The organism is Psychrobacter arcticus 273-4, from assembly GCF_000012305.1.
Taxonomy (GTDB): Bacteria; Pseudomonadota; Gammaproteobacteria; order Pseudomonadales; family Moraxellaceae; genus Psychrobacter; species Psychrobacter arcticus.
This window is the reverse complement of sequence record NC_007204.1, coordinates 2336761-2362205: the sequence shown is the minus strand read 5'-3', so window position 1 is coordinate 2362205 and position 25445 is coordinate 2336761. Positions and strand designations below refer to the sequence as shown.

General features: G+C 43.2%; 22 protein-coding genes and 1 tRNA gene. 17 read left to right on the top strand and 6 right to left on the bottom strand.

Annotated elements, in window-relative coordinates; translation table 11 throughout:
• Positions 1 to 13: 13 nt before the first annotated feature.
• Together PSYC_RS09900 and PSYC_RS09895 are read right to left on the bottom strand one after the other, a co-directional pair.
• Entirely contained in the window at positions 14 to 1081 is a 1068-nt protein-coding gene (locus PSYC_RS09900; protein ID WP_011281170.1) for a bifunctional nicotinamide-nucleotide adenylyltransferase/Nudix hydroxylase, read from the bottom strand.
• A 379-nt stretch (positions 1082 to 1460) separates the two neighbouring features.
• Complete coding sequence (locus PSYC_RS09895) at positions 1461 to 1763, bottom strand: carboxymuconolactone decarboxylase family protein (RefSeq protein WP_406621544.1); 303 nt, start codon at positions 1761 to 1763, stop codon at positions 1461 to 1463.
• A 554-nt stretch (positions 1764 to 2317) separates the two neighbouring features.
• On the opposite strand from PSYC_RS09895, the gene nfuA reads away from it, so the two are divergent.
• Positions 2318 to 3001: a Fe-S biogenesis protein NfuA gene (nfuA, locus tag PSYC_RS09890; RefSeq protein WP_011281168.1), complete on the top strand. Its 684-nt coding sequence runs from the start codon at positions 2318 to 2320 to the stop codon at positions 2999 to 3001.
• A gap of 158 nt (positions 3002 to 3159) precedes the next feature.
• On the opposite strand, the gene PSYC_RS09885 is transcribed toward nfuA, so the two are convergent.
• Both PSYC_RS09885 and rsmI read right to left on the bottom strand, forming a co-directional pair.
• Positions 3160 to 4179 (bottom strand): adenosine kinase, encoded by a 1020-nt coding sequence (locus PSYC_RS09885; RefSeq protein ID WP_011281167.1) that lies wholly within the window; start codon positions 4177 to 4179, stop codon positions 3160 to 3162.
• 58 nt (positions 4180 to 4237) lie between these two features.
• Positions 4238 to 5197 carry a 16S rRNA (cytidine(1402)-2'-O)-methyltransferase gene (gene rsmI / locus PSYC_RS09880; RefSeq protein WP_011281166.1) on the bottom strand — a complete coding sequence of 320 codons (960 nt, stop codon included), beginning with the start codon at positions 5195 to 5197 and terminating at the stop codon, positions 4238 to 4240.
• 159 nt (positions 5198 to 5356) lie between these two features.
• On the opposite strand from rsmI, the gene PSYC_RS09875 reads away from it, so the two are divergent.
• The 8 genes from PSYC_RS09875 (at position 5357) to hisC (ending at position 13357) form a co-directional block, all read left to right on the top strand.
• The gene (locus PSYC_RS09875; RefSeq protein ID WP_011281165.1) at positions 5357 to 5878 is read left to right on the top strand and encodes a YraN family protein; all 522 of its coding nucleotides are present in this window, start codon (positions 5357 to 5359) and stop codon (positions 5876 to 5878) included.
• Positions 5879 to 6104: 226 nt separating this feature from the next.
• On the top strand, positions 6105 to 6785 hold the full coding sequence (locus PSYC_RS09870; RefSeq protein ID WP_011281164.1) for a BON domain-containing protein: 681 nt from the start codon (positions 6105 to 6107) through the stop codon (positions 6783 to 6785).
• 243 nt (positions 6786 to 7028) lie between these two features.
• Entirely contained in the window at positions 7029 to 7979 is a 951-nt protein-coding gene (locus PSYC_RS09865; RefSeq protein ID WP_011281163.1) for an alpha/beta hydrolase, read from the top strand.
• 161 nt (positions 7980 to 8140) lie between these two features.
• A complete protein-coding gene (locus tag PSYC_RS09860) occupies positions 8141 to 8392 on the top strand; it encodes a BolA family protein (RefSeq protein WP_011281162.1) in 252 nt (83 codons plus the stop codon).
• A gap of 115 nt (positions 8393 to 8507) precedes the next feature.
• Entirely contained in the window at positions 8508 to 9776 is a 1269-nt protein-coding gene (gene murA, locus PSYC_RS09855) for a UDP-N-acetylglucosamine 1-carboxyvinyltransferase (RefSeq protein ID WP_011281161.1), read from the top strand.
• Between the two features lie 147 nt (positions 9777 to 9923).
• Positions 9924 to 10619, top strand: coding sequence for an ATP phosphoribosyltransferase (hisG, locus tag PSYC_RS09850; RefSeq protein WP_011281160.1), 696 nt, complete (start codon positions 9924 to 9926; stop codon positions 10617 to 10619).
• A 246-nt stretch (positions 10620 to 10865) separates the two neighbouring features.
• On the top strand, positions 10866 to 12161 hold the full coding sequence (hisD, locus tag PSYC_RS09845) for a histidinol dehydrogenase (RefSeq protein ID WP_011281159.1): 1296 nt from the start codon (positions 10866 to 10868) through the stop codon (positions 12159 to 12161).
• A gap of 62 nt (positions 12162 to 12223) precedes the next feature.
• On the top strand, positions 12224 to 13357 hold the full coding sequence (gene hisC, locus PSYC_RS09840) for a histidinol-phosphate transaminase (RefSeq protein WP_011281158.1): 1134 nt from the start codon (positions 12224 to 12226) through the stop codon (positions 13355 to 13357).
• 251 nt (positions 13358 to 13608) lie between these two features.
• Here hisC and PSYC_RS09835 read toward each other — a convergent pair whose 3' ends face one another.
• Together PSYC_RS09835 and PSYC_RS09830 are read right to left on the bottom strand one after the other, a co-directional pair.
• Positions 13609 to 15318: an anthranilate synthase component I family protein gene (locus PSYC_RS09835; protein ID WP_011281157.1), complete on the bottom strand. Its 1710-nt coding sequence runs from the start codon at positions 15316 to 15318 to the stop codon at positions 13609 to 13611.
• 3 nt (positions 15319 to 15321) lie between these two features.
• A complete protein-coding gene (locus PSYC_RS09830) occupies positions 15322 to 16557 on the bottom strand; it encodes a beta-ketoacyl-ACP synthase II (protein ID WP_011281156.1) in 1236 nt (411 codons plus the stop codon).
• Between the two features lie 658 nt (positions 16558 to 17215).
• Between PSYC_RS09830 and PSYC_RS09825 the strand changes: the two genes are divergently transcribed.
• The 8 genes from PSYC_RS09825 to nusG all read left to right on the top strand — a co-directional run bounded on the left by PSYC_RS09825 (position 17216) and on the right by nusG (position 25401).
• On the top strand, positions 17216 to 18244 hold the full coding sequence (locus PSYC_RS09825) for an EcsC family protein (protein ID WP_011281155.1): 1029 nt from the start codon (positions 17216 to 17218) through the stop codon (positions 18242 to 18244).
• A gap of 539 nt (positions 18245 to 18783) precedes the next feature.
• Positions 18784 to 19158 (top strand): 30S ribosomal protein S12, encoded by a 375-nt coding sequence (gene rpsL, locus PSYC_RS09820; RefSeq protein ID WP_011281154.1) that lies wholly within the window; start codon positions 18784 to 18786, stop codon positions 19156 to 19158.
• A 208-nt stretch (positions 19159 to 19366) separates the two neighbouring features.
• Entirely contained in the window at positions 19367 to 19840 is a 474-nt protein-coding gene (gene rpsG / locus PSYC_RS09815) for a 30S ribosomal protein S7 (RefSeq protein WP_011281153.1), read from the top strand.
• A 386-nt stretch (positions 19841 to 20226) separates the two neighbouring features.
• A complete protein-coding gene (gene fusA, locus PSYC_RS09810) occupies positions 20227 to 22353 on the top strand; it encodes an elongation factor G (protein ID WP_011281152.1) in 2127 nt (708 codons plus the stop codon).
• 220 nt (positions 22354 to 22573) lie between these two features.
• Positions 22574 to 23764 carry an elongation factor Tu gene (tuf, locus tag PSYC_RS09805; RefSeq protein WP_011279689.1) on the top strand — a complete coding sequence of 397 codons (1191 nt, stop codon included), beginning with the start codon at positions 22574 to 22576 and terminating at the stop codon, positions 23762 to 23764.
• A gap of 419 nt (positions 23765 to 24183) precedes the next feature.
• Positions 24184 to 24259, top strand: a tRNA-Trp gene (locus PSYC_RS09800).
• A gap of 51 nt (positions 24260 to 24310) precedes the next feature.
• Positions 24311 to 24799 (top strand): preprotein translocase subunit SecE, encoded by a 489-nt coding sequence (gene secE / locus PSYC_RS09795; protein WP_011281151.1) that lies wholly within the window; start codon positions 24311 to 24313, stop codon positions 24797 to 24799.
• Positions 24800 to 24870: 71 nt separating this feature from the next.
• Complete coding sequence (gene nusG / locus PSYC_RS09790; RefSeq protein WP_011281150.1) at positions 24871 to 25401, top strand: transcription termination/antitermination protein NusG; 531 nt, start codon at positions 24871 to 24873, stop codon at positions 25399 to 25401.
• Positions 25402 to 25445: the final 44 nt, after the last annotated feature.

The following is a 25445-nucleotide window of genomic DNA, read 5'->3' as shown; positions in this document are numbered from 1 at the left end:
GTCTGATTAAATCCTACAAGCCGACCATTTTGGTAATAATGGCATAGTGGTCTTCAAACATCATGGTGGCATCAAGCTCAGCGAGTGGTAACCAAAAAGCCGTGGCTGCATCATCACCACCTTTTACTTTTGGCAATCCTTTTGGGTCATTTTTGAGCTGAAAGTAAAATGCTTGGGTGATCGTACGCCCACGCGCCGAGCGATAAGGGTCGTCAAAGGTATGTTGGCTATGACAACAGCCGCGCAAGACGGGCTCGGGGACTTTAAGGCGAGTTTCCTCACGGAGCTCACGGATACAGGCGTCGAATAGGGTCTCTTTTGGGTTCAAAAAACCACCCGGCAGTGCCCACAATCCTTGCCCCGGCATACTACGGCGCTCAACCAGCAAGATATGCCCTGATTGTACGACCAAGGCATCAGCGGTCATAAAGGTCGGTGGATAAGGGGCGGATTCCCATTGTCTTTTATACTTATCAACAAAATCTGCTTCATCGTGCAGCTGTTGGTATTCGCTTGTTTGTTTGAATTCATCCAATACGCTGCGTGTGGATTCAGGGGTGCGCTCAGGCGTTGGTGTGGCACCCATCAGATAGCTGTCGCGTATGGGCGTAGCGGATAAATTGTGATAATTGGGTACGGAGACGGATGCCCAGTTGGGGAATAGTGATAGATAATACGATGAGCTGTCTTTTGAATGACCAATCAGACCGATATCAGTCTGTAAGTCGCCGGTGACAGACTTCACACCGGCTTGTACATATTGAAGCCAGCGCGTGTCGTTGTAGAGTGCATCGTCGAGTCCGACGCAGTGGATACGCGCCGCTTCCTCTGCTGAATACGCGCCCTTAATCATCGCAGCGCGTTCAGCAACACTAAATGGATTGCGCAAACTGCGCGGTAGGTTGGCAGAACCGATCAGCATAATGACATTGTTAGCACGCTTTAGCGCCTCATCAATGACCGCTTTATGACCACAATGAAAGGGCTGGAAACGCCCAATAAACACCAAATAGCGATAGTGTGTACTGCTTTTCTGGTCGGGGTGTTGTTTATCTGAATGTTGCTCTGATAGTTCACTCATAGACGCCAATTTCCTACGACTTATTTTTATTGGTTAAAAATTGATGACACTAATACTGACACAGCCTGTGACTTTCTGACAAGTGTAAAGATGTTCATGGCTGTCTTCTTGCCAAAGGGGCCAATCTCATAGCCTAGTCATTCATAATGAGAGGTTATATAATACTGTCACAGTTTTAACTTGTATGCTTCTCTATCCATGCAGTTACTGTTGGCCAAATCTCTGTGGCAGCATTGCGACTGATCATGATGCGATTGCTAAGTTATACCATAGCTGATTAATCTCTGATGTGAGCTTTATTATAAGCACAAAAAAACTGCCAGCAATGTATTCAATCACTGGCAGATGTATTTAAGACAAAGCTAATTAAAAGTAAGGTCTAGCTTTCTTTACTAAACTCATTGAATGCTGCTATCGCTTCAGCCGCGTACATCATAGATGGCCCACCGCCCATATAAACACACAAGCCCAATGTTTCAGCCACTTCCTGTTCAGTCGCGCCAAGCTTTACTAATGTTTTGGTATGGAAACCAATGCAAGCATCACAGCGAGCGCCAACCGCTAATGCTAGCGCAATCAGCTCTTTGGTTTTTTTATCTAACACACCATCAGCCGTTGCCGCTGCACCAAGTTGAGAAAACGCTTTGGTGGTTTCGGGAATGTGCTTATGTAGTTTAGCCATATTGGTTGAAACGTGCTTGGTGATATCGTCAAATGATTTACTCATGGATTGCTCTTAATAAGGAAGAATAAAGGGACGACAGTTGTGAAAAGGCATATTGGTTTCTAAAAAACCAAAAATTTATTATATTTAATTATAGTATATAGAATAAAATATTAAATCAAGATGCTCTTTTGGTTAGGTGTTTAAATAACTTGATAATCACGTTAGCCGTCTTTATATAGCAGGTGATGTATCAATCATTGGATAAGCGGTATTTATTGTCTCTACTCCGTCATTATTAATAAAACTGATAGCAGTCATTTGTCGCCATTTTGGTTTAATTCACAGTAGCGCGGTCGGAATTATGGCTTGAGTAAGGTATAATAGCCGTTATAAACGCATTAACTTTTATAATCATTATGGTCAGAGCAATACAATAATAAACCTCAAACATTGATAGCCCATATAACTTATATAAGCCACATAGCTTTCAAAAATTTCAAAACATCCAAATTCACGACACAGTAGCCATAATAGATATAGCGTTTGTGTCATAACGCATAGGAAACATTATGAGTGAGCAAAACCAAGCTGATAACCAATTAGACCAGTCTGTAGACTATGAATCAGCGCTCGATACTGAGCAAACTGAGGCTAAAAGTAATATCACCATCACGGAAGCGGCGCAAGGTTACTTAGCAGATTTGCTATCTAAGCAAGACACGGATGGTATTGGCGTACGTATTTTTGTTGAACATCCGGGTACACCGCGTGCTGAGTGTTGCATGGCTTACAATCAGCCGGGCGAAGAAGACAGCGCTGACTTAAAATTCAGCTACGATAACTTCTCTGCTTTTATTGAAGCGGCCTCAGTACCTTATTTAGAAGATGCAGTAATTGATTATAATAAAGACCGTTTCGGTGGTCAGCTGACCTTCCGAGCACCAAACTCTAAAGTGCCAAAAGTCGGCGCTGATGCCAGTGTGGAAGAGCGCATCAACTATGTATTGCAGTCTGAGATTAATCCAAGCTTAGCGGCACATGGTGGTGATGTGCAGTTGCTTGAACTGATTGACGAAGAAGGTATTGGCTTGACTGCGGTATTGAAATTTGGTGGCGGTTGCCAAGGGTGTTCGGCAGTTGATATGACCTTGCGTCAAGGTGTTGAGGTGCAGCTTAAGCAGCAAATACCAGAGTTAACACAGGTAATTGATGAGACCGATCATACCCGTACCGAAAACGCCTACTATAAATAAAAATGTAGTTATAAATGATGCTTTTATTAATAAAAGCTAATCGGTAATTATAAATACAAACAGATTCATCGATTAGCTGCTTAAGTTCACTTATTTCAGGACGGGACATGCATAAAAGAAAAGCCCATATCAAATCGATATGGGCTTTTCTTTATTTTTTAAGCAGACAGCACACGCTTTGCGATATCTTGATAATCTTTTGACGCTAAACGTGGACCGAACTGTTGAATCACTTGCGCGGCTACTGCACTGGCAAGATGACCACATTCTGGCAAGCTATATTGCTGCGATAAAGCATATAGAAATGCGCCTGCATAGTTATCACCGGCACCATTGGTGTCAATAACATTATCGACTGCTGGCGTAGGGATATCGTAAATCTCAATGTCGGACTCATCATTTGGCTGATGGGCAATCACAGCCCCATTTGCACCATCAGTAACGACCGCAGTTTGACAATGTTGAAGTAGCGCACGCGCCGCTGACTTATACTGTGTTTCATCCGTGAATAAACGCGCCTCTTCACTATTACAAAATATCATTGCCACCTTGTTGCCGAGCATATTAAGCAAACCATCTTTGGCAAATTTTACAACGGCTGGATCAGCGAAGCTGACGGCAATCTTGGCACCATTTACACCAGCTTGCTGACGCAATTGATCCATCGCTGGCTGAATGCCTGCGGACATTGCAAGATAGCCTTCTAAATACAACCACTCAGCTTGAGTTAACGCGTTAAAGTCAACGTTATCAGCGGTGATATCGCTTGAAGTACCTAGGAACGTCTGCATGGTACGCTCGCCATCTTCAGTGACCGCAACCACGCACGAACCTGTTACACCGCCTGCATGAATGGACTGAGGTGAGGTGGTAACACCTGCTTCATGCAAGTCTTTTAGATAAAACTCACCTTGCTTATCATCACCCACGCGGCAGGCATAAAAAGGTTTGCCGCCCAAACTTGAAAATGCGACCATGGCATTGGCAGCTGAGCCGCCGCCCGCTTGTTTTGATGGCTCAATCTCTGCAAGCTTAAAATACGCCAATAATTGCTGTTGCTCTTCAATGCCTGCCAGCGTCATATGACCTTTAGTCAGGTCAGTTTCTTCTAAGGCGGCATCTGATAACAGATACTCGTGGTCAACCAAGGCATTACCTATCGCCATCACATCGTACATTACTTATCTCTCCTCAAAGAATTTATAACTGCGTCTATTTGGTTATAATGTCCAAAAATTATTGTGCTTGTAGCTCAAGTAAGCGCTGATAGAGCGCATTCTTTTTTATACCGGTAATATCAGCGCCTAAGGCAGCGGCTTTTTTCACCGATAAATCCTCTAGCAGCCGTTGTAATAATTTATCATGAATGCTGATGTCATCATCATCTTGAGCAACATTGGCTCCGGCGACCACCACCACTATTTCACCGCGCTGCTGATTGTCATCTGCTTTGACGAATTCGACCAAAGCGCCAAGCGTACTTTTATTTACGGTCTCAAAGGTTTTGGTTAATTCACGGCAAAACGTCACTTCGCGCTCAGCACCAAATATAGTTGCCATATCTTCTAAACTAGAAATAATGCGATGCGGCGCTTCATAAAATATTAACGTTTCAGTACGAGAGTGCAATGCCGCGAGTTGTTTTTGGCGACCATGCGTTTTTGCTGGTAAAAAACCAATAAAGCTAAAACGGTCTGATGGCAATCCTGCGACTGATAACGCAGCAATGGCAGCAGAGGCACCAATAATAGGGGATACGCGAACGCCAGCTGCATGTGCTGCTTGTACCAATTGATAGCCTGGATCACTAATCAGCGGCGTACCGGCATCACTAATAAGAGCAACTGAATGACCTTGCTCGATCATCTCAATGATTTTTGGCGTTTGAATGGCGCTGTTGTGCTCATGATAAGCCCAAAGCTTATTGTGCCCCTTTTGCTTAACGGCTGTATCAGAATCGCTATCGGCAGCATTTTTATTATTGTGCACCGCGACTTCTTTGCTATCGTCATCCTTACTGCCTTTGGTATCAATGCCAAAGTGTGACAACAGCTTACCTGAGGTTCGCGTATCTTCACAGGCAATGATAGCAACTTGCTTTAAGACATCAATCGCATGCGGTGTCATGTCGCTAAGATTGCCAATCGGCGTGGCAACGATATATAAACAAGCTGGCATCGCGGTAGGGCTAGACATGAAAACCTCGGGTCATTAAGATAATAAATAAAGGAATATGGCGTGCTGACTGATAAAACTGGCTAATAACACCAAAGGCAAAAGTGCCTCATCAAATAAGGCTTAAGCAAAGCATAAAAAACTACACCAGCATCTGCACGCGAAAGTGGTTAGTTTAGCATGATGTGCTATGATAATTCTGAAATGTTGAGCAGACAGATAGACGTCATGGCAAATGATAAACCTTTAATGCTAACCTCTCCAAAACAGCGACAGGGCGGTTATTTTGAGCAGCTGGCATGTGAGTTTTTGCAAGAGCAAGGGCTGATTTTGATTGCAAAAAACTGGCAGCGGCCCAAAGTTGGCGAGCTTGATTTAGTGATGTTAGAAAAAGGACAAGCGTGGTCGACACTGGTATTTATTGAAGTGCGGCAAAGAAATCGCTCACATTTTGGCGATGCGGCGCTCAGTGTGACAGCAGGCAAGCAGCGTAAAATCATTAAAGTAGCACGCTACTTTTTGCATCAACATCAAAAATACAGTGATTACGAATGTCGGTTTGATGTGATTGCTTATAATACGTCGAATAACAAGAATAGTGAAAATGAGACAGATATTAGGTTGGACAATCAACTAAATCAACCCTTAGAAAAAGATCAACCTGAATGGTTACAAGGCGCATTTATAGCGTCAGCTTGGTAATAAAGCTTTTTTGTGATTGATTTAAGCATGGCTAACTTTATAACGATAAAGAGAATCACATGAAGTTATCGTTACCAAAAGCCTAACCGTAAGCGCTAAAAATTCAGTAAAGTAGCGGCATTAATAGGGCTTTATTGAATCAAGCCTATGTCGAGTTTTTTGAAAATTAAAACCATTAATTGTCACTATTATTTATTATGACTACTCATGTACTAAGAGGTAAATCATGACACAGATGCATCTGCGCACTGCTATTTTTGGCTCACCGCGCCGTACCGCGATAGGCGTTATATTAATGTCGAGCATTGTCACGACGGGCTGTAGCACCAACTATTTGACCAATAGTACAGAAGGTACTTATGGCGTGCCCATGACTGAGCGCACCATTCCGCAGCGTCTGCTTGATCGTAGTATTGAGCATACCGTCAAGATTAACGTTTATGGTTTGCAGGAAAATTTACAGCAAACCAGTCGCATGAGTATTGATAGCTTTAATAGCGCGGTATTATTGACGGGTGAAGTACCAACTGAGGCAATCAAAGCAGAAGTCAGTAAAGTCGTAGGCTCTATGCCAGACGTTCGTCAAGTCTACAACGAGCTGACAGTTGGTGCCTCAAAAGGCTATAGCGCAACTGTCCATGATGGTTATATCACATCAAAGCTGATGGCAAAAACAGCCGCTGCTAATGGCGTAAAAGCGTCACAAATCAGAGCAGTGACTAATAATGGCGTGGTTTATATAATGGGTCGTATGACACCGACGCAGCAAAGCCACCTGATTGATATTGCCAATAGCACGGTCGGTATTACAGAATTGGTGTTACTAACTACTGTCGTCGACGATCGAGGCGTAAAGCTAGGTAACGATGACATAATGTATGAGGATAAATCCGCCGTTACTCCGTAAAATATATAGTAAGCCCAGTATAAAAACGATACAGCGGGACTGGAATGAATTTTTTGCAGCCTCTGTCTGCGCAGGCACAGCACGCCAGAAAAATTTATACCAGTGCCGCGTTAAAACATGATGTATCTACTTTATTTAGAATCGACTATATACAGTCAAAAAATATTAATATTAAATATAGTTAATGCAGTGCAGGTAAGATTATCAATCTATAACTGACTGACATATAACAGGGATACTGCTATGAAGGCTTTAAATAATGATGTACAGCGACCTAAAGTAGGCATGCCCAAACTCATACGCGTAGGGGTTACTGCTGCATTGGCAGTGGGCAGTATTGCGCTAGCGACGCAGCAAGCACAGGCGTTATCAGCGCTTGCTATCGTTAATGGCATTACTTCAAATGGTGGTATTGAGGTCAGTAAAGACATTCTGTATGGTGACGAGCCGTTACAAGATTTGGATATTTACTATCCCAAACCCTTAGCGCAGGCTATGAAAACGAATACCACCATCAAACAAGATTATCCAATGGTGGTATTCGTCCATGGTGGCTCTTGGGAGAGTGGTAGTAAAGAGGAATATGCCTTTGTTGGTAAGAGCTTGGCGCAAGCAGGTTACGTGACGGCAGTTATTAATTATCGTAAAGCCCCTGAGTATGTCTATCCTGATTATGTCGAAGATACGGCGCAAGCTATTGCGTGGAGCTATAATAATGCCAAGCGCTTTCATGCCAATCCAGAACGCTTCGCAGTCGTTGGCCATTCTGCAGGCGCGTTTAACGCCGTTGCTGCAGTCGTCAATGAGGATTTCTTAAAACCTTATGGCATCAAGCCAAAAGATATCAGTGCAGTGATTGGTATTGCAGGTCCTTATAGCTATGATTTTCGTAACTTTGATAGCGTCACAGCTTTTGCTGCCGATGCGACACCCGATGAGGTGATGCCAGATCGTCAGATTAAAGGGCCGCAGCCGCCGTATTTATTATTGACTGCTGAAAAAGATAAAGTCGTCTATGCGACCAATACCATCAAAATGACACAGGCATTAAAAGCTGCCGGCGTTACCGTGCAGACAAGTGAGATTGCAGGCGCCAGTCATGCCACCAGTATTGGCGCGATGGCACCACCACTGCGCTGGGTCAATGATGTACGCGCGCAAGTATTAAATTATTTGGACAAAACCCTTAAATAAGGGTTTTAATTAACAGGTTTGACATGGGTGTTGATTTTATTTAAGGCTAGTAATGGTTACGCATCGTTGTGTAAGACAGTACTGTAAGATGGTCAAACTCTTGTTATAATGTCGTCACTTTACCTCTATACCCTATCTAAAACCTTAAGGCAGAATATTCTATGAGCATGAACGCTGACGATTTAATTGCATTTTTACAAACGCATTTTCCAGATGCTTTTATTCAAGCTGCCAATCAAGGAACTAAGTTTGATGTGCGTGTGGTTGATGCCAGTTTTGAGGGCAAACGTGCCGTGCAGCGTCAGCAAACAGTTTATGCTTTGGTCAATGATAAAATCGCCAGTGGCGATATTCATGCGCTCAATATTCAAGCGTTAACGCCTGCTGAGTGGGATGTTCAATCACAAGGCTAGATTGAGTTAAGATTCTTATTTACGACTGGGTTGTTTATCATGAGCAAGTATTTTGCCACTGATAACCGATTCGGTTTTTCATTATTTTTATACTTATCGTTAGGTTGTCACCTTTATGGATCAATTTTTAATCACTGGTAGTAGTCGTATCGCAGGGGAAGTCACCATCTCAGGCGCCAAAAATGCCGCCTTGCCATTACTTGCGGCAATGATATTGGCTGAGACGCCAACGACATTGCATAATGTGCCATCGTTACAAGATGTGCGCACGTTGATTGAGTTGATCGGTGGCATGGGTATCAAAATCCAAAAGCAAGGTGATACCGTCACTTGTGATACCAAAAGTATCGATAATTTTTATGCGCCCTATGATTTGGTCAAAACAATGCGCGCGTCAATCTTAGTACTGGGTCCATTGCTGGCACGTTTTGGTGAGGCAGAAGTGTCCTTGCCAGGTGGCTGTGCGATTGGTTCGCGCCCTGTTGATCAGCATCTGAAAGCCTTTGAAGCGATGGGTGCTAGTATTACGGTAGAAAACGGCTATGTGATCGCGCAAGCGCCAAAAGGCGGCAAGCTGTTAGGGTGTAAGTTCTCATTTGACATGGTGACGGTAGGCGGTACTGAAAACGTTATCATGGCAGCAGCACTTGCCAAAGGCACAACTGTTTTGGGTAACTGTGCGCTTGAGCCAGAAGTGGTAGATTTGGCCAATATGCTGGTCGCCATGGGTGCTAAGATCAGTGGTATTGGTACAGCAATCATGACTATTGAAGGCGTTGAGCGTTTGCATGGTTGTGAGTATGCAGTCGTGCCAGATCGTATCGAAACAGGCTCTTATCTTGCTGGCGCTTTGATGACAGGTGGTGATGTATTGACCAAAAACACCTCAGCACTACTATTAACCCCCGTGCTAGAAAAATTTGAAGACATGGGTGCGATCATTACTAGCGGTGATGATTGGATTCGCGCACAAATGAAGGGTCGACCAAAAGCTGTCGATATCCGCACCCAGCCACATCCAGGCTTTCCAACGGATATGCAAGCACAGGTTATGGCGATTGCCTGTCTTGCTGATGGCACCAGCACCTTTATCGAAAATATCTTTGAAAATCGCTATATGCACGTCCCTGAGCTTAACCGCTTAGGTGCCTCTATCCAAGTAGATGGTCATACTGCTGTCGTGAAAGGGGTTGAGTGCTTTACCGCCGCGCCTGTAATGGCAACTGATTTGCGCGCTTCGATGTCACTAGTGATGGCAGCTGCAGCGGCGGAAGGCGAGAGTTTAATTGACCGCATTTACCATATCGACCGTGGCTACGAGCATGTTGAAAAAAAACTGCGTGCACTTGGCGTGAATATCGAGCGTATCAATAGCAATGATTAATATAGCTTCCAAAAACTTATAACGTCAGTCAGTAATAATACTGGCGTTATATTTTAAAAATAATTTTGCAGCTTAGCGTGATATTATTAAAAATGCCCTTTGACGGCGACAACTTTTAGCACCATCAGCACACGGACCAGCGTCACTATGACTGAAGTAACCAACAGCTTACCAACCAGTGGTTTATTAAATGAAGCAAATGATGAGTTTTTAGGCTTAACACTTGCGTTATCGAAGGGTCGTATCTTAGAAGAAACGATGCCACTTTTGCGTGCCGCTGGTGTTGAATTATTGGAAGATCCTGAAGCCTCACGCAAACTTATTTTCCCAACATCAAATCCTAATGTCCGCGTATTGATTTTACGCGCAAGCGATGTGCCGACGTACGTTGAACACGGTGCAGCGGATTTTGGCGTGGCGGGTAAAGATGTGTTGCTTGAGCATGGTGCCAATCATGTTTATGAACTACTGGATTTAAAAATTGCTCAGTGTAAGCTCATGACTGCTGGTGTAAAAGATGCGCCACTACCAAATCGCCGCCTTCGTATCGCCACCAAATACGTCAATGTCGCCCGTGCTTATTTTGCCAGCCAAGGTCAGCAGGTCGATGTTATTAAGCTGTACGGCTCGATGGAGCTTGCACCCTTGGTTGGTTTGGGTGATTTGATAGTCGATGTCGTTGATACGGGTAATACCTTACGCGCCAATGGACTTGAAGCACGCGATCATATCTGTGATGTCTCATCCCGTCTTATCGTCAATCAAGTCAGCTATAAGCGCAAGTTTGCACTGCTTGAGCCTATCTTGGATAGCTTTAAAAACAGCATCAACAGCACTTCATAAATCAGTGCATGATAGAAGCGTATCGTAGATTGATAATATCAAGTATTGTTATACAAAATTCCAAACCAGTTTAGCGCTCTACGGAGAACATAGCGTGCTAAACTGGTTTTGCTGTATTTGCTTGCCAGCGAATAAAGTGCCGTATAATCTGAATAAGATAAATGTTGATAAGTTGATAAGTTGATATATAAGCCCTCACATCTTTCTTTTTATCGCCGTATCCATGCTCAAATATAGGACAAAGCCATGCGCCAATTAAGTACGCAAGACGCCGATTTTGACAGTCAGTTGACAGAGCTGCTTGCTTTTGAAACCGTTAATGATGCAACGTTACTCACAACGGTAGATGACATCATTGCTAGAGTGCGTCATGGTGGCGATAGTGTTGTACTAGAATTGACGCAACAGTTTGATCAACATCCAGCAACGACGACGCAAGCATTGGAATTATCCAAAGAGGCGCTTGCTGAAGCATTCGCCAATCTTGATGATGTTGTGAAAAGCGCCCTAATCACAGCGGCAACTCGGGTAAAGACTTTTCATGAGCGCCAAGTGCAAGAGACATGGCAATATGAAGATGAGCTCGGTAATCGCTTAGGTCAAAAGGTCACAGCGCTTGATCGCGTTGGGATTTATGTGCCGGGCGGTTTAGCATCTTATCCTTCTTCAGTATTAATGAACGCCATTCCTGCCAAAGTTGCTGGCGTCAAAGAGGTCATCATGGTTGTGCCCGCCCCAAAAGGTGTACTCAATCCTTTGGTACTGGCAGCTGCTCATTTAGCAAAAGTTGATCGCGTCTTTACCATTGGCGGTGCCCAAGCGGTTGCCGCATTGGCATATGGCACTGAGACGATTCCGGCAGTAGATAAAATCACTGGACCGGGTAATAAATATGTTGCAGCAGCCAAGCGCGCAGTATTTGGTCAAGTCGGTATCGATATGATTGCCGGACCATCTGAAGTGCTAGTATATGCAGAAGGCGAGGCACAAGACCGTGCTGATTGGCTGGCGATGGATTTATTGTCACAGGCAGAGCATGATCGCATTGCTCAAGCTATTTTTGTGACCACAAGTGCACAGCAGCTTAAAGAGGTCGCCATTGAAATTGAAAAAGCATTGGCTGAATTGCCTAAGGCGGATATTGCTCGTGATTCGCTAAAAAATCGTGGCGTGCTTATCTTAGTAAGAGACCGCGAAGAGGGCATGGCAGTGATCAATCGTGTTGCGCCTGAGCATTTGGAGTTGTCTGTTGATCACCCTGATGCGCTGCTTAATAGTATTCGTCACGCAGGCGCTATCTTTATGGGTCGTCATACGCCAGAGGCAATCGGTGATTATTGTGCAGGACCCAACCATGTGCTACCAACATCGGGCACCGCACGTTTTTCATCACCACTTGGGGTTTATGACTTCCAGAAGAAATCCTCTATTATTTATTGTTCTGAGTCTGGCAGTAAGCCTCTGGCGCAGACGGCTGATATTTTAGCGCAACATGAGGACTTAGAAGCCCATGCACGTTCAGCCCGTTATCGCTATCAGTAATAGATTTTTAGAATAACAGCTTATAGAAATAACCGTCTCTGTGATTAATAGTAGGATAACTTATGAGTGAGTCAAAGATAGATAACAGACTTTGGTCATCTAAAGCGCGTAATTTATCGCCATATGTCCCTGGCGAGCAGCCCCAGCATGACGATTTATGCAAGTTAAACACCAATGAAAATCCATTTCCACCTTCACCAAAAGTCGGTGAGGCGATTACCAAAGTTTTAGCGCAGCAAGCGGATGATTTGCGTTTGTATCCTGCACCTGAGTCTGAAGAATTGCGCGGCGCATTGGCTGCGCTTTATAATCTTGATATCAATCAAGTGTTCGTTGGTAATGGCTCAGATGAAGTATTGGCGCTAGTGTTTGCCAGCTTTTTCTTAAAAAATCGTCCAGTTTTAGCGCCGGATATCAGCTATAGCTTTTATCCGGTTTATGCCAATACCTTTGGGATAGAGCTGGTGCAGATACCACTAGAAGCAGATTTTAGTATCAGTCCTGATGCCTATCGTCGACCTTGTAGCGGTATCATTATTGCTAATCCGAATGCGCCAACTGGTTTATTGTTGTCGCTTGCCGATATCCGTAAGCTTGCAGGCGAGCATTCAGACTCTGTGATTGTGATTGATGAGGCGTATATTGATTTTGCTCAGTTAGAAGAGGCAAGTGCAGAATCTCAGATGTCAGCTATTAGCCTTATCAATGAGTTTGATAACTTGCTGGTGACGCAGACTTTTTCAAAATCACGCTCGCTTGCAGGATTGCGCGTCGGTATGGCATTCGGTAATGCCTCATTGATAGAAGCATTAACGCGTATGAAGAATAGCTTTAACAGCTACCCGCTTGATAAGTTGGCACAAGCTGGCGCAACGGCTAGCGTCTTAGATGTGGAATACTTTGAGCAAACTTGTCAGCAAGTGATCGATTTGCGCACATCGTTAACGGCAGAGTTGACAGCATTGGGTTATGACGTACTGCCATCACATGCCAACTTTGTCTTTGCGCGTCCGCACGATGGCGCTGCCAGTCAAGTAGCAGAAGTATTACGTGAGCAAGGTATCATCGTTCGTCATTTTGATAAGCCACGTATTAATGAGTATCTGCGCATTACGATTGGTACTCCTTCACAGCACGAGCGTTTAATTAACGCATTAAAAGCGCTGCAAGCAGTGGCGGATGTCGAGGCCAGTTAATCATTAGCTCGACTGTAATACTGAAGAAAATGTTTTATAAGTCATAAAAATAGCCTGCTAACATCATGTTAGCAGGCTATTTTATGCCGCTTTAAGTTGTCTTTTAATATAGTTGAAATACTTTAAAGTCGCTACAGTATTGCTGGTGTAAATTTTTTGCAGCCTCTGTCTGCGTAGGCACAGCAAGCAAGAAAAATTTGCACCAGCAGTACGTGTTGTATCGATATTACTTTTCACCGACTATATAAAGCTCAGTGGTGAGCTGTGTTAGCAAGGACAGATAGTAGATTACCGACTTTATCGAGGCATTCTTGATATTCAGCATCGCAGTCTGAGGCGACAGTGATGCCGCCGCCTGCCCATAAACTGACTTGTTTTGTGTTATCGGATTTGGTCGTTGCTTGTAGTGTGCGAATCAGTACATTCCATTGACCGCTACCGTCAAAGTTCATATAACCCATAGTACCGCAGTAAGCTCCGCGCGGCGCGGCTTCTAATTCTGCGATAACCTCCACTGCGCGTTTCTTTGGCGTACCAGTAATAGAACCTGCAGGTAAACTGCCAAATAAGACGCTTAACGGATGAGTATCAGTCTTGAGTTCGGCAGTAATAGTGCTGACCATATGATGCACATTACTAAAGCTTTCAATCGCAAATAGCTGGGGTACCTTTACGCTACCGATTTTGGCATATTTACCCAAGTCATTACGCAACAAGTCCACAATCATGACGTTTTCAGCACGGTCTTTTTCGCTATCGATTAACTGCTGCTTGTAGTCATTATCTTGTTTGGCATTAATACCGCGTGGCATCGTCCCTTTAATAGGTTTGGTACGTATATGATACTTGCCTGTCTTAACGTCTTTGATAAAGGTAAAAAACAGTTCAGGCGAGCAGCTTAATAACTCAAACTGACGGTTTGCCGTATTTGCTTGGTCATTATTAAAAGTATCAAGTGCTACATACCCTGCAAAGGGCGCTTGAGTGTTGGCATGTAGGGTAGGCAAGAAATCAATGAGGTTTGTTACGGTTTGATCTTTGTTGTGATGGCCTGCAGCGCTTTCAGTCCATATTTGAGTCAGATTTATCTGATAGCAGTCGCCCTGCTGCAAATAATGTTGCGTTTGATTAAATGCCTGCTGATAATGCTGCTGACTCCATTGAGCTTTTAGTAATAAAGGTAAAGTTTTACAGAGTTGTTTTTTATTTGTATTCTCATTGGATAGGTTATTATCCAAACTATCCAAATAAGATATCAGTGCTATGAGCAGTGCATTTGTATCCTGCTGAACTGAGCTGTTATCAGGATTATTATTATCTATATTTACCTTTAGCTGCCAATTGTTTTGATTGTCTGCATCAGCGGTTAGGTAAATATCATAATGTCCCAATAGCGCACAGGGCTGTTCTGCCAGCTCAATATTGGCGGTCGGACTTAGCTCATGAGCGGCAATATCATAACCGATGAAGCCTATCAATCCATGATGATAATGCGGCGGCTGATTATCCTGACTTGTTGAGAGTAAGCTATCGTTGTTGTTCTCATAAGCTTGGCTATAAGCAATCAATTCCTCTTGCCAGTCGTAATAACTCATATATCTTGTAGCAGCGGTGCTATCACTGGTATTGGTATTGGTATTGGTATTGCTATAAGGGACAACATTCGCACGGCATGTCTTCTCGACTTTATAAAGGCTTGCCTGCTTAGCAGAATGCTGCGTGTCATTAGCTACAGGATAAACGCACCAGCTCATTTTTGGCAATAAGCAAATGACTGGTTGCCCGTCATTATTGAGCCAAATTAATTGCCAATTTGCCGTATTATCCTGCTCTTGCAAATGTCTCTGGAGTTGTGGCATCAATTCTGCGGCAGATAATCTACCAAAACGCCAGCTAGTTTTGCTAGCTGGCGGTAGGGCAGAATCTGTCTGTGCAATGCTATCAGAAGGTAGTACAACCATAGTCTAGGCGTCAAACTTTTTGATGATTAATGTCGCGTTGGTACCGCCAAAGCCAAAGCTATTGCTCATAAGGGTTTCAAGCTTAACATCGCGTTTTTCAGTGACGATATCAAAGCCTTTAGCGGCTGGATCTAATGCTGTAATATTGATACTAGGTGCAATAAAGCCATCTTGTAGCATCAGTAGGCAATAAATCAGCTCTTGCGCACCGACCGCACCTAAGCTATGACCTGTCATAGACTTGGTTGAGCTAATGGCAGGGACTCTACTGATGTCGTTATCAAATACTTTGGCTATTGCTTTTAGTTCAGTGATGTCACCAAGTGGCGTACTGGTACCGTGACTATTGATATAATCTACACTTTCTAAACCGGCTTCAGCAAGTGCCAGCTTCATACAGCGTACTGCGCCTTCACCGCTTGGCGCGACCATCTCTGCGCCATCAGAGCTGGCACCATAACCGACGATTTCAGCCAAAATATTGGCACCACGAGCTTGGGCATGCTCTAAGCTTTCAACGACCACCATCGCGCCGCCCGCAGCAATGACAAAACCATCACGGTCTTTGTCATAAGCTCTTGAGGCAAGCTCTGGAGTATCATTATATTGAGTACTGACTGCGCCCATGGCATCAAACATACAAGACTGTGTCCAGTGTTCTGCTTCACTACCACCAGCGAGTATCACATCTGCTTTACCCAACTGAATAAGCTCGGCGGCATGACCGATACAATGCGTCGACGTTGCACAAGCCGAGGCTAATGAATAGGAGATACCTTGGATTTTTAGACCGGTAGCAAGCGCCGCTGATACTGAGCTGCCCATAGTTTTTGGTACTGCCATCGCGCCAACGCCGCGCAACCCTTTTTCTCGCATGGCGTCTATTGCATTGGCGATATTTTCTGTTGAAGCGCCGCCTGAGCTGGCAACCACACCCACACGCGGGTTGTTATTGATGGTTTCCAAAGAGAGTCCAGCGTGCTCAATTGCACTTAACGCACTGACATAAGCATAAAGGCTTGCGTCACTAAAAAACCGTTTTAGTTTGCGGTCAATAGCTGAGGTATCAAGCTCTGATTGATCAATACTGCCGCTTACATGTGATTTAAAATTGTGCTCAGCATAAGATTCGTTGAATGTGATGCCAGAGCGCCCTTGTTTAAGAGCTTCTGTAACAGTAGCTAAATCATGTCCGATACAAGAGACAATCCCCGCTCCAGTGATAACAACGCGGCGCATATAATATTCCTTATTAGTAACGATTTTTTGATAATTTTAGTAACGATTTTTTGATAATTACTTTTAATCATCGTTTTCAAATATCTACTTTTACCATATTAGGTCATATCTTTCTGTCTTTGATAATAAACGTGTTGTTATATCAAGGCGTCTAAGTGCTAGAAGCTGACTCTAGCGCTATCATCGGATTCATAGACATTATAGATAAAGAGTGCAGCTAAATAATGGTACAAGTGTACTTTGAATTATGGCATATGATACCGTATCGAGGTGGCAAAATGTTTGAGTAAATGCAAAATAATAATAAAACATGGCTGATTAACAATCGTAGTTATTCTATAATTTTCTGCATTTTATGATTAAGAGAGAGTTGATGAGCGCTATGCACGTCATAGTGCAAACTTCTCTAATATAAATATATTTAATAGATAGACTATTATGATTAAGCTGTCATCAGTAAACGACACTTAGATACAAAACCTGATGGCAGTGATAACATTGTTCGCACTGACACTCACGATAGGGGTTCGCTAGAATGGCAAACAGCGTATGATTATAAAAAGGGTCTTATATAGTAGCACTTTAATCAATGGCGCTTTAACACCCAGTACTTTAACCACAGTTACTTTATAACAAACATCATATTAAGGATATTAAGATGGGAAAGCGTAGCACTTTATCTAAAGGTATCAGTACGGTTGGCTCTTTTACTCGTGGCAATCTAGAGCGTATGGGTGCCATGATTGATAGCGCCAATGCAAAAACTGGTAAACCGCGTCAATTTAAAGCGGTGAACTTAGGTGATGAGGACTACCAACAAGATTTGTTTCGTGAGCAAACCTTAAAAGCAACTCAGCAGTTACTTGGCACACGCTTTGCTGTTTATGGTAAATATGCTAAAAAAGTCGTGCCAAACAGTTTTTTTGAGTCGACCGTTGATGGCGCTTTTTCTCAAATTGCTAAGCTTGCCGACAATTGGAGTCAAATCGATTTACCTAACCAGCATCGCTTTGCCAACATTGCTAGCCTAGATGATGAGCAGCGTTACGCATTAGCGACCGATATCGCCAATCAAAACCGTGCACTAGCCACGCTTGGCGGTATTACAGGTCTTGCAGGCTTACCGGGTTTGCTTGCGGATACACTATGGTTATTGTTGGTTTCTTTGCGTACGATTTATCAGTTGGGCGCCTTATACAACAAGCCATTGACTGGTAAGCAAGGTGTCAAAATGGCGTATGAATTACTAGCCAATGCAGACCTAAGCAAAATGCAAGAGAAGCAAGCATTGCTGGCAGGTATTGGTATTGGTAAAAGTTTACTTGATAGTGCCCAAAGCAGTGGTTTGCACAATGAGCTCAAAAACTTAGGCTTACAGAATAAAAAGGTTAATTTTTACGCTGAACAAGTGGACAGCATTGCCAGTCAGGTTGGTATTGATTTGGATAAAATCAACTTAACATGGATACGTCGATTCTTGCCAGCCACCGCTGTTATCGTTGGTATGCGCTATAATAGCCAGCTGATTGATGAGGTCATTGGCGTTGCTCAAGCAACCTTTGCGCCAGAAGCTAAGCTTGCCAATCGTGCTATTACTGATGATAGTAGTAGTGAAGTTAAGGTCAGTCAGGCAACGGGTGGCAATGAGCAGAAAGAAGATAAAACGGCTACTAAGTCGAGCAAATAACAAGTCATCAAGGTTTGCTGATTATTTTTTTAGCAAACTGATATTCTATGCTTTTACTGTTTGGCTTTAATATTGGCGATATCGTCGGTGAAAAGTAATATCGATACAACACGACAACACGTACTACTGGTGCAAATTTTTCTTGCTTGCTGTGCCTACGCAGACAGAGGCTGCAAAAAATTTACACCAGCAGTACTGTAGCGACTTTAAAGTATTTCAACGATAGCTAAGATAAACGACGTTTTTAGCTCTAAATATCTTATCTAAATTATGTATATGTCTGCTTTTGATATCAAATTTAGTCCGCTGTTTTTTTGGCTTATGCTGTCAAAAACAGATAAAGTGGTATAGTGGTAGACTGAATACATATCTATCTGCTGCTGTAAAGTCCAACTACTCATAAGTGGTTGAAATAGCAGCAACAAGTCTTTATAATACACTGTCCTAAAAATGGGTGTGCCAAAATCTGTCGTTAAAGTCAGATGGATGGTGCGTTTCCCTATTTTTTTGTTTTATACCAAACGGGAGAAGGATGCCTTATGGCAACAACTAACCAATTGATTCGTAAAGGTCGCAAAACCATCAAGGAAAAGTCAAAAGTTCCTGCGTTGGAAGCGTGCCCACAACGCCGTGGTGTATGTACTCGCGTATATACTACTACCCCTAAAAAACCTAACTCAGCCATGCGTAAAGTATGTCGTGTACGTTTGACTTCAGGCTATGAAGTATCAAGCTACATCGGCGGCGAAGGTCATAACCTACAAGAGCACAGTGTTGTTCTTATCCGTGGTGGTCGTGTAAAAGATCTACCAGGTGTACGTTATCACACCGTTCGTGGTGCACTAGATTGCGCAGGCGTTAAAGACCGTAAGCAAGGTCGCTCTAAATATGGTGCTAAGAAGCCTAAAGTTTAATAATTAAACGTTATTAGATAAGCTTTTTTGTATCACCCATTAACTGTGCATGGGTCTGATGTGAGTAATTTTTGACCAAATGAGTCATTAACCCTTATCACATACCGCCATGCAGTAAGGCTGACTGACAACTCGATATAACGCCATCCAATATTAATTGGTGCGAGATTGTGAATGTCAGACACTCCTGAAGAAAAGGATATTTATTATGCCAAGACGTCGCGTCGTTGCTACCCGTGAGATCCTACCGGATCCTAAGTTTGGTAGCCAAACTGTTGCAAAATTCATCAACCATGTAATGAGTCATGGTAAAAAATCGACTGCTGAGCGTATCGTTTACGGTGCACTTGAGACAGTAAGCCAAAAGCGTAACATCGAAGATCCAGTTTCTTTCTTTGAAGATGTATTGGAAAATGTTCGCCCAATGGTTGAAGTAAAAGCTCGCCGCGTTGGTGGTGCAACCTACCAAGTACCAATGGAAGTACGCCCCTCCCGTCGTACCGCCTTGGCTATGCGTTGGTTAGCTGAAGCTGCTGCAAAGCGTTCTGAGAAATCAATGGCTTTGCGTTTAGCAGGCGAATTGAATGACGCCGCTGATGGTAAAGGTAATGCTATGAAGAAGCGTGACGAAGTTCACCGCATGGCAGATGCAAACAAAGCATTTTCTCACTACCGTTTCTAAGCTATTTTTATTTAAGTGGCTTGTTATCAATCATTATTGTTAATAGCCGTTTGTTTATGAAAATTTTTGGATGACTGGCTTAGGTCAGTCAATCCTTATATTGTTGATTTATTCTATTGATTGTCGCCATTGTTAATAAATGATTTGCCTGTATTTATCGAAAGATAATGATAGAGATACTCATTTTAGATGGCGGACATCTGTCAAGATGCTGTTCTGTAAAAAAGTCTCCTGAGTTTGATGCCGCACTATTCTTAGTATTTACTCTTTTTTGCCCGTATTAGGTCCAATGATTAGTAATATTGCAAAGCAAAATGGCTTTGTCATAGAGTAGAGGTAGAGACACAACACATTAATATATACACGAATTTCCCTAGGAAAACACTATGGCTCGTAAAACTCCCCTAAAGCGCTATCGCAATATTGGTATCTCTGCGCACATTGATGCTGGTAAAACGACCACTACTGAACGTGTTTTGTTCTATACCGGTGTTAGCCACAAGATTGGCGAAGTACATGATGGCGCAGCCACTATGGACTGGATGGAGCAAGAACAAGAGCGTGGTATTACTATCACCTCAGCGGCGACAACTTGTTTTTGGTCAGGTATGGCAAAACAGTTTGACGAACACCGTATCAATATCATTGACACCCCAGGTCACGTTGACTTCACGATTGAAGTTGAACGTTCTATGCGTGTACTTGATGGCGCTTGCATGGTTTACTGTGCAGTAGGCGGCGTTCAGCCACAGTCTGAGACCGTATGGCGTCAGGCAAACAAATATAAAGTCCCACGTCTTGCATTCATTAACAAAATGGATCGCGTTGGCGCTGATTTCTACCGTGTAGTAGAACAGATCAAAACTCGTCTAGGCGGCAAGCCAGTACCATTGGTTATTCCAATTGGTAAAGAGGATGACTTTGAAGGCGTTGTAGATCTAATAACGATGAAAGCCATCTATTGGGACGAAGCGTCTCAAGGTATGGAATATGATGAGCGCGAAATCCCAGCAGAACTACAAGAAAAAGCGGAAGAGTATCGCGAGTATCTAGTAGAAAACGCTGCTGAAGCGACTGAAGAATTGATGAATGAGTATCTTGAAAACGGTGAATTAACTGTTGATCAGATCAACTCTGCTATTCGTCAATTGACTATTAATAACGAAATCATCCCGCTTCTTTGTGGTACTGCCTTTAAAAACAAAGGTGTACAGAAGATGTTGGACGCCGTTATTCAGTATCTTCCTGCACCAATGGATGTACCTGCTATTAAAGGTATCCTTGATGACAAAGATGAATCTGAAGGCACTCGTGAAGCGTCAGACGAAGCGCCATTCTCAGCTTTAGCATTCAAAATCATGAATGACAAATTCGTTGGTAACTTAACCTTCGTTCGTGTCTATTCAGGTGTTTTGACGCAAGGCAGCAGTGTTTATAATCCAGTTAAAATGAAACGTGAGCGCGTTGGTCGTATCGTACAGATGATGGCGAACTCTCAAGAAGAGTTGCAAGAAATCCGTACTGGTGATATCGCTGCATTGGTCGGCATGAAAGATGTGACCACTGGTGATACGCTATGTGACGAGCAAAATGTTATCACGCTTGAGCGTATGGAATTTCCAGATCCAGTTATCAGCCTAGCGGTTGAACCTAAGACTAAAGCTGACCAAGAAAAAATGTCAATCGCTTTAGGTCGTTTGGCGAAAGAAGATCCATCGTTCCGTGTACATACTGACGAAGAGTCTGGTCAGACTATCATCAGTGGTATGGGTGAGCTGCATCTTGAGATTCTTGTTGACCGTATGAAGCGTGAGTTTGGTGTAGAAGCCAACATCGGTGCACCACAGGTTGCTTATCGTGAAACGATTCGTAACACCGTTGAGCAAGAAGGCAAATTCGTACGTCAGACTGGTGGTCGTGGTAAATTCGGTCACGTTTGGTTACGTCTTGAGCCTATGGATCCAGCTGGCGATGTTCTTTATGAATTTAAAGAAGAAGTTGTTGGTGGTACGGTACCAAAAGAATTCCATGGTGCGGTTGATAAAGGTATTCAAGAGCGCATGAAAAATGGCGTACTTGCTGGTTACCCAATCGTTGGCGTAAAAGCGACCTTGTATGATGGTTCTTACCATGATGTTGACTCGGATGAGTTATCATTTAAAATGGCTGGTTCTATCGCTTTCCGTAAAGGCTTCATGGCTGCAAACCCAACACTACTTGAGCCAGTAATGAAAGTAGAAGTTGAAACGCCTGAAGATTACATGGGCGATATCATGGGCGATCTTAGCCGTCGTCGTGGTATGGTTCAAGGTATGGAAGATTTACCTGGCGGCACTAAGCAGATTCGTGCTGAAGTACCATTAGCGGAAATGTTTGGCTATGCCACACAAATGCGTTCAATGTCACAGGGCCGTGCAACTTACTCTATGGAATTCCAAAAGTACGCTGAAATTCCAAAATCAGTTGCAGAAGCTATCATCTCTAAATTCAACAATAAAGATGATGACGAGTAAGCAAAAATCTATCGATAATGGCAATATAGGGCATATCTTTATATTGTCAGTAGATAATCGAGCAATAATTGGTTAAAAGACTTGTTATTGCTCGTGATTTTCTTATAATATCTGCACATTAGTATGTGCACCCTTTTAACAGTTATCTTAATGTGGTCAGTATTCACTTAATTACTTTATATAAATTAAGCAGTTGACCCTAAAAAAAGAGGAAATACCCATGGCAAAGGCCAAGTTTGAACGTCTAAAACCACATGTTAACGTCGGTACCATCGGACACGTTGACCACGGTAAAACAACCCTTACCGCTGCTATCGCAACGGTAGCTGCTATCACCTCTGGTGGCGAAGCCAAAGACTACGCGTCTATTGACTCAGCACCAGAAGAAAAAGCACGTGGCATCACCATCAACACCTCACACGTAGAATATGACACACCATCACGTCACTATGCTCACGTTGACTGCCCAGGTCACGCCGATTATGTTAAAAACATGATTACCGGTGCGGCACAGATGGACGGCGCAATCCTAGTCGTATCTGCAACTGACGGCCCTATGCCACAAACTCGTGAGCACATCCTGCTTTCACGTCAGGTTGGCGTACCGTACATCGTTGTATTCATGAACAAATGTGATGTTGTTGATGACGAAGAATTGTTAGAGCTAGTAGAAATGGAAGTTCGTGAATTATTGAGCGACTATGACTTCCCAGGTGATGACACTCCAATCATCCATGGTTCAGCGACTGAAGCCCTAAAAGGCTCACAAGAAAAATATGGCCAACCAGCTGTTGTAGAACTATTAAACGTTCTTGACACCTACATCCCAGAGCCAGAGCGTGACATCGACAAAGCATTCCTAATGCCAATCGAAGACGTATTCTCAATCTCAGGTCGTGGTACTGTCGTAACTGGCCGTGTTGAATCAGGTATCGTACGCGTTGGCGAAGAAATCGAAATCGTCGGTATCCGTGACACTCAAAAAACCACCTGTACTGGTGTAGAGATGTTCCGTAAACTGCTTGACGAAGGTCGTGCAGGCGAAAACTGTGGCGTACTACTACGTGGTACTAAGCGTGAAGACGTACAACGTGGCCAAGTACTTGCTAAGCCAGGTTCTATCACTCCTCATACCAAGTTTGACGCTGAAGTATATGTATTGTCAAAAGAAGAGGGTGGTCGTCACACACCATTCCTAAACGGCTATCGTCCACAGTTCTACTTCCGTACTACTGACGTAACTGGCGCAATCCAATTACAAGACGGTACTGAAATGGTGATGCCTGGTGATAACGTTGAGATGGGCGTAGAGCTTATCCACCCAATCGCTATGGACAAAGGTCTTCGCTTTGCAATTCGTGAAGGCGGCCGTACTGTAGGCGCTGGTGTTGTTGCTAACGTTCACGTTTAAGTCTTAGCTTACAGAGCAATCTGTAATATTAAGGTAAACGGTTAGTCAAAAGCCGCTCTCTTAACTGAGGGCGGCTTTTTTGTGGGTGTAGATATTGATGACGACCGCTCATAAAAAAGCCATCAAAATGAACGTCGCAAATATGATATAGTCGGTGAAAAGTAATATCGATACAACACGTATTACTGGTGCAAATTTTTCTTGCTTGCTGTGCCTACGCAGACAGAGGCTGCAAAAAATTTACACCAGCAATACGGTAGCGACTTTAAAGTATTTCAACTATATCTCTTGTCAGATTTAATATACTTTTACTATTTTTATATTAATTAACGTATCTAGATAGATTAATATAACGAAATATCGTCTTAAAACTTGCATTATCATTAAAACCTTGTATAATTATCAGCCTTAACACCCCTAGGCGATTGGCTCAATTGGTAGAGCATCGGTCTCCAAAACCGAGGGTTGTAGGTTCGAGTCCTACATCGCCTGCCATCTTCTTATCACATCTTTGTCATACCCCATCATCTCCGAAGTGAGTTCTTTATGAGCAATAATCAAGATAACCTCGAGACTAAGTTATCTGATGCCAAGGCAGTTGCTGGTGGAATGCTGTCTAAAGATAAGCATGTTTCAGCGGGCAATCAAACGACTGCTGTTGAAATTGCTAAGACGGGTTCAGTAAAAGATGTGATTTTGTGGCTATTAGCTGCAGCTGTTTTAATTGGTGCAACGTTAGTTAATCAATATCTACCCGGCTATTGGCAACCTGCTAATGATCTTTGGGTACGTATTGGTATTATCGTTGCTCTTTTTGTATTTGCGCTGTTATGTCTTGCATTGACTAATCAGGGCCGTGCATTTAAAACTTTATTGAAAGACGCTGCTGTAGAACTACGCCGCGTTACTTGGCCTGGCAAAGACGAAACTTTCCAATACACATGGCAAACAATTGTTATGATTGCGGTTGTTGGTTTATTAGTTTGGCTATTAGATAACTTTTTTAATTGGTTCGTTGGTATATTTATTGGTTGATGGCGCGTATTAGCGACTGTTTACCCGAAATTTATTGATAACGACTTACTTACACTGATCAGGAGCGTGATATGCGTTGGTATATTGTCCAAGCATTTTCAGGATATGAAAAGCAAGTACAGCGTTCATTAACTGATCGTATTAACCGTAGTGAATTCGCTGAGTTTTTCGGTGATGTATTGGTGCCTACTGAAGAAGTCGTCGAAATGAAAGACGGCAAAAAACGTAAAAGCGAGCGTAAGTTTTTTCCGGGTTATGTATTGATCCAGATGGAAATGAACGACAATACTTGGCACATCGTAAAAGATTGCCCACGTATTATGGGCTTTATTGGTGGTACACCAGAAACGCCAGCGCCGATTACGGAAGTAGAAGCTGACCGTATTTTAAACCGTTTGAATCAGACTGAAACTGACCCACGTCCTAAGACTCTATTTGAGCCGGGCGAAGAGTTGTTGGTTATCGATGGTCCATTCACTGACTTTAAAGGGTTGGTTGAAAAAGTGGATTATGAGAAGTCTAAATTACATTTAACGGTAAACGTATTTAATCGACCGACTCAGGTTGAGCTTGAGTTTAGTAAAGTTGAGAAGCTAGACTAAACCAGCAAAAAAGTTCATCAACCGGGGAGCTATTAGTCAATTGC

Excerpts from the sequence above, each read along its gene's own strand:
- PSYC_RS09835 (WP_011281157.1), bottom strand. The coding sequence starts at position 15,318 with ATGGTTGTACTACCTTCTGATAGCATTGCACAGACAGATTCTGCCCTA.
- hisG (WP_011281160.1), top strand. The coding sequence starts at position 9,924 with ATGACTGAAGTAACCAACAGCTTACCAACCAGTGGTTTATTAAATGAA.
- nfuA (WP_011281168.1), top strand. The coding sequence starts at position 2,318 with ATGAGTGAGCAAAACCAAGCTGATAACCAATTAGACCAGTCTGTAGAC.
- secE (WP_011281151.1), top strand. The coding sequence starts at position 24,311 with ATGAGCAATAATCAAGATAACCTCGAGACTAAGTTATCTGATGCCAAG.
- rsmI (WP_011281166.1), bottom strand. The coding sequence starts at position 5,197 with ATGTCTAGCCCTACCGCGATGCCAGCTTGTTTATATATCGTTGCCACG.
- tuf (WP_011279689.1), top strand. The coding sequence starts at position 22,574 with ATGGCAAAGGCCAAGTTTGAACGTCTAAAACCACATGTTAACGTCGGT.
- rpsG (WP_011281153.1), top strand. The coding sequence starts at position 19,367 with ATGCCAAGACGTCGCGTCGTTGCTACCCGTGAGATCCTACCGGATCCT.
- rpsL (WP_011281154.1), top strand. The coding sequence starts at position 18,784 with ATGGCAACAACTAACCAATTGATTCGTAAAGGTCGCAAAACCATCAAG.
- PSYC_RS09830 (WP_011281156.1), bottom strand. The coding sequence starts at position 16,557 with ATGCGCCGCGTTGTTATCACTGGAGCGGGGATTGTCTCTTGTATCGGA.
- PSYC_RS09900 (WP_011281170.1), bottom strand. The coding sequence starts at position 1,081 with ATGAGTGAACTATCAGAGCAACATTCAGATAAACAACACCCCGACCAG.
- PSYC_RS09865 (WP_011281163.1), top strand. The coding sequence starts at position 7,029 with ATGAAGGCTTTAAATAATGATGTACAGCGACCTAAAGTAGGCATGCCC.
- PSYC_RS09860 (WP_011281162.1), top strand. The coding sequence starts at position 8,141 with ATGAGCATGAACGCTGACGATTTAATTGCATTTTTACAAACGCATTTT.
- PSYC_RS09895 (WP_406621544.1), bottom strand. The coding sequence starts at position 1,763 with ATGGCTAAACTACATAAGCACATTCCCGAAACCACCAAAGCGTTTTCT.
- hisC (WP_011281158.1), top strand. The coding sequence starts at position 12,224 with ATGAGTGAGTCAAAGATAGATAACAGACTTTGGTCATCTAAAGCGCGT.
- PSYC_RS09825 (WP_011281155.1), top strand. The coding sequence starts at position 17,216 with ATGGGAAAGCGTAGCACTTTATCTAAAGGTATCAGTACGGTTGGCTCT.
- fusA (WP_011281152.1), top strand. The coding sequence starts at position 20,227 with ATGGCTCGTAAAACTCCCCTAAAGCGCTATCGCAATATTGGTATCTCT.
- nusG (WP_011281150.1), top strand. The coding sequence starts at position 24,871 with ATGCGTTGGTATATTGTCCAAGCATTTTCAGGATATGAAAAGCAAGTA.
- PSYC_RS09885 (WP_011281167.1), bottom strand. The coding sequence starts at position 4,179 with ATGTACGATGTGATGGCGATAGGTAATGCCTTGGTTGACCACGAGTAT.
- PSYC_RS09870 (WP_011281164.1), top strand. The coding sequence starts at position 6,105 with ATGACACAGATGCATCTGCGCACTGCTATTTTTGGCTCACCGCGCCGT.
- hisD (WP_011281159.1), top strand. The coding sequence starts at position 10,866 with ATGCGCCAATTAAGTACGCAAGACGCCGATTTTGACAGTCAGTTGACA.
- murA (WP_011281161.1), top strand. The coding sequence starts at position 8,508 with ATGGATCAATTTTTAATCACTGGTAGTAGTCGTATCGCAGGGGAAGTC.
- PSYC_RS09875 (WP_011281165.1), top strand. The coding sequence starts at position 5,357 with ATGATGTGCTATGATAATTCTGAAATGTTGAGCAGACAGATAGACGTC.